8 protein-coding genes are annotated in these 11,843 nt (G+C 72.5%); 6 read left to right on the forward strand and 2 right to left on the reverse strand.

Going from position 1 to position 11,843, the window contains the following annotated elements; translation table 11 throughout:
* Nucleotides 1-173 precede the first annotated feature (173 nt).
* From ACIPTO_RS37235 to ACIPTO_RS37245, 3 genes are all read left to right on the forward strand, one after another.
* Nucleotides 174-3,905 (forward strand): CHAT domain-containing protein, encoded by a 3,732-nt coding sequence (locus ACIPTO_RS37235; protein ID WP_401199460.1) that lies wholly within the window; start codon nucleotides 174-176, stop codon nucleotides 3,903-3,905.
* 655 nt (nucleotides 3,906-4,560) lie between these two features.
* Entirely contained in the window at nucleotides 4,561-5,418 is an 858-nt protein-coding gene (locus ACIPTO_RS37240; RefSeq protein ID WP_366315336.1) for an MHYT domain-containing protein, read from the forward strand.
* Nucleotides 5,419-5,595: 177 nt separating this feature from the next.
* Nucleotides 5,596-6,516 (forward strand): DUF5829 family protein, encoded by a 921-nt coding sequence (locus ACIPTO_RS37245; RefSeq protein ID WP_401199484.1) that lies wholly within the window; start codon nucleotides 5,596-5,598, stop codon nucleotides 6,514-6,516.
* Nucleotides 6,517-6,577: 61 nt separating this feature from the next.
* Here ACIPTO_RS37245 and ACIPTO_RS37250 read toward each other — a convergent pair whose 3' ends face one another.
* Nucleotides 6,578-8,419, reverse strand: a complete 1,842-nt coding sequence (locus ACIPTO_RS37250) for an MFS transporter (protein ID WP_401199462.1) — start codon at nucleotides 8,417-8,419, stop codon at nucleotides 6,578-6,580.
* Entirely contained in the window at nucleotides 8,416-8,856 is a 441-nt protein-coding gene (locus ACIPTO_RS37255; RefSeq protein WP_366315334.1) for a MarR family transcriptional regulator, read from the reverse strand. The genes ACIPTO_RS37250 and ACIPTO_RS37255 overlap by 4 nt, the downstream gene beginning before the upstream one ends.
* A 72-nt stretch (nucleotides 8,857-8,928) precedes the next feature.
* On the opposite strand from ACIPTO_RS37255, the gene ACIPTO_RS37260 reads away from it, so the two are divergent.
* From ACIPTO_RS37260 to ACIPTO_RS37270, 3 genes are all read left to right on the forward strand, one after another.
* Nucleotides 8,929-9,897, forward strand: a complete 969-nt coding sequence (locus tag ACIPTO_RS37260) for a PfkB family carbohydrate kinase (RefSeq protein WP_401199464.1) — start codon at nucleotides 8,929-8,931, stop codon at nucleotides 9,895-9,897.
* Nucleotides 9,894-10,088 (forward strand): hypothetical protein, encoded by a 195-nt coding sequence (locus ACIPTO_RS37265; RefSeq protein ID WP_401199466.1) that lies wholly within the window; start codon nucleotides 9,894-9,896, stop codon nucleotides 10,086-10,088. The genes ACIPTO_RS37260 and ACIPTO_RS37265 overlap by 4 nt, the downstream gene beginning before the upstream one ends.
* A gap of 119 nt (nucleotides 10,089-10,207) precedes the next feature.
* Complete coding sequence (locus ACIPTO_RS37270) at nucleotides 10,208-11,674, forward strand: FAD-binding protein (RefSeq protein ID WP_401199468.1); 1,467 nt, start codon at nucleotides 10,208-10,210, stop codon at nucleotides 11,672-11,674.
* The last annotated feature ends 169 nt before the right edge of the window (nucleotides 11,675-11,843 follow it).

Raw genomic sequence — 11,843 nt, forward strand, 5'->3', positions numbered from 1 at the left:
CTCCGCCGGAGCCGGAGCCGTCGAGGTCGCTGTCGCCGTATCGGCGTCTCCGGCTGGCCCTGGCGCTGCGGCGCGCCCACCGGGCGGCGGCGCAGGACCGCTTCCCCCGCCGCACGGACCGGGCCGTCGTCCGTCTGGAGGCGGCCCTCGGACACGCCGGCCGGGAGGACCGCGTGTCGTTGCTGGAGGGGATCGCCGCGCTGCACGCCGAGTCGGCCCGGCGCGGTGGGGGCGCCGCGGACGGGGTCCGGAGGGTGGAGGCGCTGCGCCGGGCCGTGGCCGACGCGGGGCCGGACGAGGCGCTGCTCCTCGCGCAACTCGCCGAATCCCAGGACGCGTTGCACACGATGACCGGCGACACCGGGCAGCTGCGGGAGGCCGTCGGCATCGCGCGCCGGGCGGCGGACCGGGCTCCGGACGACCCGCTGCCCCGGATCATGGTCCTCTCGTCGATGGCCGAACTCCTCCTCCGGGCAGGCGCGGACCTCGACGACCCCGAACTGTTCGAGGAGGCCGTCGAGATGATCGAGAACTCGCTCGCCGCGGGCGGCGGTTCCCTGCTGGACCTGGCCCAGGCCCACCGGCTGCGCTACGAGCACGACGGCACCGCCGAGACCCTGGAGAGCGCGGAGACGGCCGCCCGGAACGCCGTGGAGGAGTGCGAACGGCACGGGCTGGACGCCGCCGACGAGTACGCCGAACTCGCACAGATCCTGCGCTACCGCTCCGCCCGCAGCGACGGCCCACGCTTCGCGCGGGAGGCGGCGACGGCGGCCCGCGAGGCACTGCGCCGCACGGCAACCGACGACCGGGAACACCCCAAGCGGGCCTGTCTGTTGGCCGGCGCCCTGACCGAATGCCACTACGCCGGGGATCCGGAGGCGCTGGCGGAGGCGGTCGCGGTCGTGCGGGCGGCGATGACCGACGAAGCGGCCGGGCTGGAAGCGGTGGGCGACTCGTCCGGTGCCACGGCCTCCGACGCCGATCGCAGCTCACCCGCCGACGTCTCGGACGTCCCGCAGATCGCCGCCGCCGTCCTCTGCGCGGGGGCCGACCACCACCAGGACCTCGACCTCGCGGCGGAAGCCGAGCGCGCGGCGCGAACCGCCGTCGCTCGTGCCGCGAATGACGTGCAGCGCAGGGCCGTCGCGCTCGACACGCTCGCCGACGTTCTGCGGTGCCGCTGGCTGCTCGGCGACGAACCCGGTCTGCTGGACGAGGCGATCTCGTACGCGGAGTCGGCCGCGTCGCCGGAGGCCGGTCCGCCCGGTGACCGGGCCGGGCGGATCGGGAACCTCGGCGTGCTGCTGCTCCTGCGGTACGAGGACGACAGCGCGCCCGGCGACCTGGACGCCGCGGTCGACCGGTTCAGGCAGGCCCTCGGCCTGCTCGGTGACGATCATCCCGACGCCGGGATGCACTTCAACAATCTGAGTACTGCCCTCGCCGCCCGCACCCGGCTGCACGGCGATGACGACGAGCTGGACGAAGCGGTCGAGGCGGGACGGCGGGCCGTACGCGAGGACGGGCCCGCACATCAGCGGGTGCTGCGGCTGAGCAACCTGGGCGCGGCGCTGTACGCGCGCTACACCCGCGACGGTGTCCTCGCCGACCTGGACGCGGAAATCGACCACCAGCGCGAGGCTCAGCACCTGGTCCCGCCTCAGCACCCCGAACGCGCCGGGCTGCTCAGCAATCTGGCCACCGCGCTCACCGAACGGCACGAGGTGCTGGGCGTCCGGGGCGACCTGGACGAAGCGCTCGCGCTCCTCGACGAGGCGATGGCGGCCGGACCGGCGTCCCGGCGGCTGGCGACGGTCGCGGGCGCCCACGGTCTGGCGCTGCACGCGCTCCACGGCATCACCGGCGACCGGGACACGCTGGACCGGGCCCTCGCCAGTCTGCGCACCGCCGTGCGCGCCACCGCCCCCACCGATCCGCAGCTGCCGCTCCAACTCGCCAATCTGGCCGTCTCATTGCGCGCGGCGTCGACACATCGGGAGTCGGCCGCCACCGAGGCCGTCGATGCCGCGCGCGCCGCGCTGACCACCATCGACGAGGGCTGGTCGGCCATCGCGGTCCGCGCCGCTCTGCTGCTCGCCCTCGCCGCGCGCTCCCACGCCGGAGACCTCCAAGAGGCCGTGACTCTGGCCCACCGCGTGGTCGCGGACACCCCATCGGACGACCCCGGCCTGAGCCGGGCGCAGGCCAACCTCGCCTACGTACTGAACCTGCGGTACGAGTCCACCCGCAACACGGACGACCGCGCACAAGCCCTCGACGCCCTGCGCGCAGCCGCCAGGACCGGGACCGGCCCGGCGGACGTACGGCTGCACGCGGCCCGCGACTGGGGCCGGCTCGCCGCGCTGACGGGCGACGCCTCGGCCGCGGCGGAGGCGTTCGCGCTCGCCGTGGAGCTGCTGCCCGCCGCGACGCCCCGCCGCCTGGAGCGCCCCGACGCCCAGCGAAGGCTCGCCGAGGCCGACGGACTCGCGAGCGACGCGGCGGCGATGGCCCTGGCCTGCGGGGAACCCGAGCGCGCGCTGAGCCTGCTGGAACTCGGCCGCGGTGTGCTCCTCAACCGCCGCTCGGGGATCCGCGCCGACCTCGCGGACCTCCACGACTCCGACGCTGAACTCGCCCGCCGCTTCGAGACGTTGCGGGACGCGATCGACCGCCTCGACCATCCGCCGCTCACCCTGCCGAGCGGGCCGCCCGCGGGAGAGGCGAGGGGCCGGGAGCGGGAACGCCGTCGTGACCTGGAGGCCGAACTCGACGTCGTCGTACGGATGATCAGGGCGCTGCCCGGCCAGGCCGCATTCCAACGGCCGCCGTCGATCGCCTCGTTGCTCGCCGAGGCGGCACAGGGCCCGGTGGTCGTGGTGAACGTCAGCGAGTACCGCTGCGACGCCCTGGTGCTCACCGCGGAGGGACTGCGGCACGTACCGCTGAAGGGACTCGACGCCGAGGAGGTGGAGCGGGCGGCGGACGTGTTCCACGCCGACGTCGTCGTCGCGCTGGATCCCCGGGCAGCCCAGGACGAGGTCGACGCGGCCAACCTGCGCGTCACCGCGACGCTCGACCTGCTCTGGCGCGAGGTGGCCGCCCCGGTCCTCGCCGACCTCCGGCTGACCGATCCGGACACCCGCGTGTGGTGGGTGCCGACCCAGGCGCTGTGCCGACTGCCCCTGCACGCGGCGACCGCGGCCCCGGACGGCCCGGAACCGACGAAGGACACCAGGTCGCTGGTGGATCGCACGGTGTCCTCGTACACGCCCACCGTCACGGCGCTGCACCACGCGCGGGCCCGCGCGGCGGCTCCGGACCGGACGGAGGCGGCCGTCGTGCACGCCGACGTGCGCCGTCCGGGGCTCCCCGACTTGCCCGCCGCGCGCCGCGAGGCCCGCGCGGCGGCGGATCGTCTCGGCGTCGAACCGCTGGACCTGGCCCGGTGCGGACGCGAGGTGCTCATCTCCAGGCTGCTCACCTGCACCCATCTGCACATGGCGCTGCACGCGGTGGCGGACCAGGACGACCCGGGCACCAGCCGTTTCCTGCTGCCGGACCTGGACCTCACGTTCGCGGAGATCGCCGCGCGCCGTGGCGGCTGGGGCCGTCTCGCCTATCTCTCGGCGTGCGAGACGACCTACACCCCCCGCCATCTCGCGGACGAGGCGATCCACCTCACCTCCGCGTTCCTGCTCGTCGGCTTCTCCGGCGTGGTCGGCACCCTCTGGCGCGTCCCGGACGCCGTCGCCGAGACGACGGCCGGACTCTTCTACGACGCCCTGGACGCGGCCCGCGACGAACCCGCCGTGGCCCTCGCCCGGACCGCGCGGGATGTCCGCGTCCGCTACCGGGACGCCCCCGCGGCATGGGCGGCCCCTCACCACGTCGGCGTCTGAGCGCCCCGGCTCACCACCAACTTCCTTACTGGTGAGCCGAGTTCAGCCTCTCCGGCCGCGGAGCCGATCCGTGGCCGGAACGGGCCGGTCGAGGCATCGCGTACTTCCGGCCACCCGGCGGCCGGGCCGGGCATACGAGGAACCTTCAGGCGTCTGAAGATCGAAGAGCCCTGAGCCCGGACAGTCGGGCCATACCGCACAACCGTACTCAACCGAACTCGCCGTCCTGGTGGGCTTTGTGCGTACTGGTGGCGATGTATCGATTCGGCTAACACCTATCCGGGTTGTGCAGGGTATGTGTGCGGACCGTGATTGAATCATGCACAACTCGGCCTGGTGGCCGGATCTCGACCGTGCGGTTCCCCGTGTCCTGTGGTCCGTCAGCAGGATGTCCGCCCGCTCACGCAGGTCCGCCCACCCGGCCGAGTCGGTACGAACGTGCGGCAGGGGCGGGGGTGGCAGATCCGCGCGCGCCCCTGCCGTAGCGCACCCCGTGTCCCCGCCCCCTCCTGACCGGAGGCCCGAACACGGGCCCGTGCCCGGCACGACCCGGCGACGCCCGCGGTCGGCCGGACGGGAGTGCGCGTCACGTCACCGTGCCGGCACACCGAGACCGCGGTGCCGCCCACCGCCGCGCACGTGAAGGGAACACTCCATGACCGTCATCTCCGCCGAGACCGCCACCGTCTCCGACTTCTACTACGGCGCGGTGACCCCCGTCGCCGCCTATCTGATGGCGTGCCTCGGGGCGGCCCTCGGCCTGCGCTGCACGACCCGTTCGCTGCGCCGTCCGCAGCACAGAGCCCGCTGGCTGGCCCTCGGCGCCGTCTCCATCGGCTGCGGGATATGGACCATGCACTTCATCGCGATGATCGGCTTCAGCGTCCAGGGCGCGCTGGTCAACTACGACGGGACGAAGACGCTCCTGAGCCTCCTCGTGGCGATCGCGGTGGTCGCCGTGGGCGTGTTCCTCGTCGGCTACCGGGGCGGCTCGCCGCTCAACCTGGGCGTGGCCGGCACGATCACCGGGCTCGGCGTCGCGGCCATGCACTACCTCGGCATGGCCGCCATCCACACGAACGGCACCCTCCACTACGACACCGTGACCGTGGTCCTCTCCGTGATCATCGCCGTGGCCGCCGCCACCGCGGCCCTGTGGGCGGCGGTCTCCATCCACGCCCTCTGGGCGAGCCTCGGCGCCAGCCTCGTCATGGGTGTCGCGGTGACCGGCATGCACTACACCGGCATGGCCGCGGTCTCCGTCCACCTCACCAACGTGGCCGGTGCCTCGCAGTCCTCGGCCGACCTGATCGCGTTTCTCCTCCTCATGCTGGCCGGCCCGCTCCTCGTGCTCCTGGTCGCGGCCGTCATCGTCATGTTCGACCCCGACATGATGCTCGGCGACAAGGAAGGACCGGCCGCGGAGATCGAGGCCGCCCCGCTGTTCGGCGGCGACGCGGTGTTCCCGGAGCGGCAGGCGGCCCAGCCCTCGCAGGGCGGTCCCTCCTGGTGACCTGAGGCCGGGAGACACCGCGAGCCCGCGAACCGCGGCACGGAACAAGCCCGTTGCCGCGCGGCCACCCCGGGCAGAGCGCCATGTGTCAAGCATTTCGGCCTCGTTCACAAAGAACACCGGTCGCGCCCGCCCCGCCCTACGATCCCGCTCATGCTGATGCGCCGCGCACTACGGATGATCATCGTGCTCGCTGTGGCCCTCGCCGGAGCGGTCGGGGGCGGGGTGGGGACGGCACAGGCCCACGCGAACCAGGACCCCACCGGTCGGGAGCTGCTGTTCTACAACCACTCCTACGGGGTCTTCGACCGGGAGACCGCCGACGCCATCGAACACTCCGACTATCTGCGGGAGTTCGCCAACTTCCAGGTCCGCACCACGAGCGGAACCGGTGGCGAGACCTGGACCGGCCGCTACCTGATGGGCCGCGAGACCTACCTCGAACTGCTCGGGATCGGTGACGTCCCCGGCCAGGACGGCACCCTCGGCTCCGCCGGACTCGGCCTCTCGGTCGAGCGCGCGGGAGACCTGGCGACCGTGAAGGACCGGCTGAAGGACGAGGGTGTCGCCGAACCCGTCGACTTCCTCCAGACCCGCGACTTCGGTGACGGCGTGCCCGTGCCCTGGTTCGACGCCGTTTTCACCACCAGTGAGTACGACGCCTTCGGGGCCTGGGGGATGGAATACCGCCCGGAGTACTTCGCCGACCCGCGCGGCAACACCGAGCCGCCGAGCTTCCCCGGTGATGTCGGCCGGGAGCGCTACCTCTCCGACGACTACCGCACCCACCTCATGCGCGACGTCACCTCCGTCCGCATCGCGGTCACCGCAGGCGACCTCGCCGACACCGTGCCGCTGCTGCGCGCCGGCGGCTTCACCGTCCGGACCGTGAAGGGCGGCGGAGTCGTCGCGCAGGGCGGCGGCACCACGATCCGCCTCGACGTCACCAGCCGCGAACAGGCCGGTTACCGGGAGGTCGACATGTCGCTCAACCACCCCGTGAAGGACCGGCACGTCGAGCGGATCGGCACCTCCACCCTCACCGTCGGCCCCGGCAGCCACGCCGCATGGACGTTCGCCGTCAACGGCACCGGCTGACCGGCGGACACGCGTGCGTGCGCTCCTTCACCGAGGGGCGCACGCACCCGCATCTCCGCCTCTACGAGGCCGAGTTGGGCCTCGTCCGCGAGGTCTCGGGCGTCCCCGCCGGAGTGCTCGGCCGGTCCGCGGGTGACGCTCCGGGGCCGAGGTCGGGCTTGTGGCCGCCGCGCAGCGCCGAGGCGACCGCGGAGATCAGCGCCATGCCCGCGGCGACGCTGAAGACGATGGTCAGCCCGTGGTGGAACGGTCCGGAGACCAGCTTCGGGAAGAAGGTGTGCCCCGTCAGCACGGCCCGCTGGGCGGCGGAGACCTGATCGAGCGCGCCGTTCGACGCCAGCAGGTGCTGGATGGGGTTGTTGCCGAGGAACGTGGCGAAGAGCGTGCTCACCGGCGGCAGCGACGCGGCCTGCTCGGCGGCACCCGTCGGCACACCGTGCGCCTGGAGTCCCTGGCTGAGCGTGTGGGGCAGCGAGGACGCGAGCCCCGACACCATCAGGGAGAAGAACACCCCGATCGACAGCGCGGTGCCCGAGTTCTGGAACGTGGACCGCATGCCCGAGGCGACGCCCCGGTACTCGCTCGGCACACTGCCCATGATCGACGACGTGTTCGGCGCCGAGAACATGCCCTGGCCCAGCCCGTTGAGCAGCAGCAGCGCCGCGAACATGCCGTAGTCGAAGGCGATCGGCAGGGCGAGCAGCCCGACGAAGGACAGGGCCACCACGATCAGCCCGACCGTCGAGAACATCCGCGCGCCGAACCGGTCCGACAGATAGCCGGAGAGCGGTCCCGCGATCAGGAACCCGACGGTGAGGGGCAGCATGAAGATGCCCGCCCACAGCGGGGTGTCCTCGTAGTCGTAGCCGTGCAACGGCAGCCAGATGCCCTGCAGCCAGATGATCAGCATGAACTGCAGCCCGCCCCGCGCGATCGCCGTCAACAGTGCGGCCAGGTTGCCCGCGGCGAAGGCGCGCACCTTGAACAGGGCGAGGTTGAACATCGGTTCGGCGATGTGCGTCTCTATCCAGCAGAAGGCCAGCAGCAGGACGGCGCCGCCGATCAGCCCGCCGAGCACCCACGGGTTGCCCCACCCGGTGGCGCTGCCGCCGTAGGGCTGGATGCCGTAGGTGATGCCCGCGAGGAGGATGCCCGCGCCGGCCGCGAAGGTGAGGTTGCCGAGCCAGTCGATGCGGCCGGGGCGGCCCGCCGAGGTCTCGCGCAGGCTCAGGTACGACCAGATCGTGCCGGTGATGCTGACAGGCACGCTCACCCAGAACACCGCGCGCCAGTCGACGACCGCGAGCAGACCACCGGCGAGAAGACCGAGGAACTGCCCTGCCAGGGCGGTGATCTGGTTGACGCCGAGCGCCATTCCACGCTGCCGGGCCGGGAAGGCGTCGGTGAGGATCGCGGCCGAGTTGGCGGTGAGCATCGAACCGCCGAAGGCCTGCACGATGCGCCAGAGGATCAGCCACATGGCCCCCGCTCCCGCGCGGAACGGGTCCAGGGACAGGGCGACCGACGCGCACGCGAAGATCAGGAAGCCGAGGTTGTAGATCTTCACCCGGCCGAACATGTCCCCGAGCCTGCCGAGCACGACGACCAGCACCGCCGAGACCAGCAGGTACCCCAGGATCATCCAGAGCAGATAGCCGATGTTGCCCGGCGCGAGCGGATCGAGGCCGATGCCCCGGAAGATCGCCGGCAGCGAGATGATCACGATCGAGGCGTCCATCGTCGCGATCAGCACGCCCAGTGTCGTGTTCGACAGCGCGACCCACTTGTAGTTCGGCCCGGGAGGAGTGTCCTTGCGGCGCCCCGAGCGCACCGAGCCCAGCAGCGACGGCCGGCCGCCCGCGGTCCCCTGTCCGTCGCCGGGTATGTGTGCGCGCTCGTTCACAGTCGCTCCGCAAGTCGGTCGAGGAGGGGGAGGGCGGACGCGAGGGTCGCGCGCTCCTGTGCGGTGAACTCGTCCAGGACGGCCCCGAGCCGGTGGACCGACTCGGACCGCCGTTCGGCCAGCATGGCGTGACCCTCGTCGGTGATCGCCACGATGCTCCGGCGCCCGTCCGCCGCGTCGGGGCTGCGGCGGACCAGCCCGCGCTGTTCGAGCACCGCGAGCGTGCTCGCCATGGCCTGCGGGCGGACCCGCTCCGCCTCGGCGAGGGACGTCGGCGACTCGGAGCCGTCGCGGGCGAGCCGGGCCAGTACCGAGACTCCGGAGAGTGACACGTCACCCACGGCGTGCGCCTGACGCAGCCGCCGGGTCACCCGGCCCACCGCGAGCCGCAGCTCGGACGCGAGACGGGCGGTGTCGTCCGGGGTGTTCACCTTCATAACTACTAACAGTAGGTTGAGCAGTCTGGACTGCTCAACCAATTGTTAGTAAATGGCATGAGGAGGTAGTTCGTGGAGAGAGGGCGCCCCGCAGGACTGTTCGTCGGTCTGTGCACCCTGGACGTCATCCAGCTCGTGGACCACGCACCCGGCGCCAACGAGAAACTCACGGCCCGGGAGCAGGTGGTCGCCGCGGGCGGCCCGGCCGCGAACGCGGCGGTGACCTTCGCCCACCTGGGCGGCACACCGACACTCCTGACCGCGATCGGCGCCCATCCGACGGGCGTGGGGGCCGCCGCCGACCTGGCCGCGCTGGGCGTGACCGTCTCCGACCTGGCCGCCGACTCGCAGGACCCGCCCGCCGTCTCCTCCGTCCTGGTGACCGCGTCCACCGGGGAACGCGCCGTCGCCTCGACCAACGCGACGGCACACCGGCTCACCCCGCCCCACGACCTCGACGCGCTGGTGACGGCCTGCGACCTCGTCGAGTTCGACGGCCACCACATGGCCCTGGCCCTGGCCGCCGCCCGCTCCGCGCGCGCCCTGGGCCGCAACACCCTTTTCGACGGCGGCAGTTGGAAGCCCGGCACCCAGGACCTGCTGCCCTTCGTCGACGTGGCGGTCTGCTCGGCCGACTTCCGTCCGCCCGGCACGGTCACCCCGGCGGACACGCTGCGCTTCCTGCGGGACCACGGAGTCACCTGGGCCGCGGTGAGCGGGGGAGCGGACCCCATCGTCTGGACGGGCCCGGACGGCGAGGGCACGGTCGACGTCCCGTCGGTGAAGGTGGCGGACACGGTGGGCGCGGGTGACGTGCTGCACGGGGCGCTCGCCCATCACCTGGCGGGAGGCTGCCCGACCTCGGAGGTCTTCGCCGGGGCGCTGCGCGCGGCAGCCGCCGTGGCCTCCCGGGCCTGCGCCTCGTTCGGCACACGGGCGTGGATGAGGCAGAGGCCGTCCGGGTCCACGCGTCCGGGCCTGAAAGAATCGTCAGCGGCGTGTGTGCCATCGGACCGTACCGACCAGAAGTGGACAACATGATCGTCGCAGTGCTGCTCGTCGTCCTGGCGCTCGCCGTCGGAGGGTGCGCGTGTGTCCTCTGGGCCGAGCGCGGTGGCCCGCGCTGGGCCCGCGCCGTGGCGAACGTGACCCTCATCGCGAGCGAACTCCTGCACAGCTCGCGCAAGAGGCGGCGCGGGGGCCTCACCCCGAAGAGCCACTCCGACGACTAGGGCGTGTCCGGGGCGCCGCGACGCGTGCCGAACTGCCGGGACATCCCTGTCCCCGCACTCCAACGTGCCTAGACTGAGCCGTCGTTGATCGTTTCACCGGACGGTCTCAGGAGGACCCCATGTCCCGCACCCCGTCTCGACGCACCGCTCTGCGCGGGCTGGTCGCCGGCTCAGTCGTGGTGATCGGCTTCGACCCCTTCACCCGGAGCTGGGCGGTGACCGACTCCGGCCGGCCGCTCACCGGCGTTCCCCGGCTGGACGGGACGCTGCTCACCGACGACGCCTCGCTCGGCGCCGACGCCGACGACTTCGGACACATCGTGCACCGGAGACCGGCCGCCGTACTGCGACCCGGATCCGTGCGGGACGTCGTCGCGATGGTGCGGTTCTGCAACCGGCACGGACTGTCCCTGGCCCCGCGCGGACAGGGCCACGGCACCAACGGGCAGGCACAGGTCGAGGGCGGCCTGATCATCGAGACCGGCCCGCTCTCCGCCATCGGCTTGGTACGGAAGGGGAGTTCGCACGTCACGGTCGGCGCGGGCGCCAAGTGGAGCGACGTCGCCAAGGCGACCCTCGCCCACGGACTCACCCCGCCCGTCTTCACCGACTACCTCGAACTCTCCGTGGGCGGCACCCTGTCCGTCGGCGGCCTGGGCGGCCAGAGCCACCAGCGCGGCGCCCAGGTCGACAACGTAGCGGAGCTCGAAGTCGTCACCGGGGCAGGGGAGTTGCTCCGCTGCTCGCCGACCCGCCACCCCGACCTCTTCCACTCCGTACTCGCCGGCCTCGGCCAGTGCGCGGTGATCGTCGGCGCCACCCTGCGCCTGGTCCCGGCCCCGGAGACCGTACGCCACTACCTCCTGCCGTACGACGACCTCCAGACCTTCCTCGACGACCAGCAACTCCTCGCCACCGAGCGGCGGTTCGACTACCTCGAAGGCCAGGTCGGCGCCGACGCCGCCGGAGCCTTCAACCAGTTCGCCATCGAAGCCGTCGCCTACGGGCCGCCGGTGGGGGACACCCCCGACGACACCGCCCTGCTGCGGGGCCTGCGGTACGAGGCGTCCGGCGCGCAGATCACCGACCTCGGCTACTACGACTTCCTGGACCGGCTCGCCCCGTCGGTCGCCGCCCTGAAGGAGGCGGGCCTGTGGGCCTACGCCCACCCCTGGCTCAACCTGGTCCTCCCCGGCCGCAGCACCGCCGACGTGGCAGGCACCCTGCTGGACGCGCTCACCCCGGCCGACCTGGGCCCCGGCGTGGTCCTCCTCTACCCCTTGGTGCGCGAGCACCTCCGCGCCCCGCTGCTGCGCATGCCCGACGACCCGATGCCGTACCTGTTCGCGGTCCTGCGGACCACCCCGCCCGAGGACACCGCGACCGTACGACGCCTGCTGAACGCCAACCGTTCCGCGTACGACACGGTCCGGGCGGTCGGCGGCACGCAGTACCCCGTCGGCTCCGTCCCGTTCCGCCACACCGACTGGAAGCGGCACTTCGGCCGGGCCTGGAACCGCTTCGCCGAGGCCAGGAAGACGTACGACCCGCGAGGGATCCTGGTGCCTGGGCAGGGCATCTTCTGACCTCGCGTGACGGAACCTCACTGACGAAGGACCTCACACCGGCACCGGTGCCAGGACGGGCGCACCGGCACCGGCTCTAGGGCCTGTCTTCAAAGATCATCGGGTGGTGGATCATGTTTAGGTGATACGCCGCCATGAACTCACCGATCAGGAGTGGGAGTTACTCGCT

Origin of the sequence: Streptomyces sp. NPDC090083, from assembly GCF_044747445.1 — a bacterium.
In the GTDB taxonomy this organism is placed as follows: domain Bacteria; phylum Actinomycetota; class Actinomycetes; order Streptomycetales; family Streptomycetaceae; genus Streptomyces.

Coding starts and splice junctions, on each gene's coding strand:
- ACIPTO_RS37255 (WP_366315334.1), bottom strand. CDS start 8,856: ATGAAGGTGAACACCCCGGACGACACCGCCCGTCTCGCGTCCGAGCTG.
- ACIPTO_RS37245 (WP_401199484.1), top strand. CDS start 5,596: ATGATCATCGTGCTCGCTGTGGCCCTCGCCGGAGCGGTCGGGGGCGGG.
- ACIPTO_RS37270 (WP_401199468.1), top strand. CDS start 10,208: ATGTCCCGCACCCCGTCTCGACGCACCGCTCTGCGCGGGCTGGTCGCC.
- ACIPTO_RS37265 (WP_401199466.1), top strand. CDS start 9,894: ATGATCGTCGCAGTGCTGCTCGTCGTCCTGGCGCTCGCCGTCGGAGGG.
- ACIPTO_RS37240 (WP_366315336.1), top strand. CDS start 4,561: ATGACCGTCATCTCCGCCGAGACCGCCACCGTCTCCGACTTCTACTAC.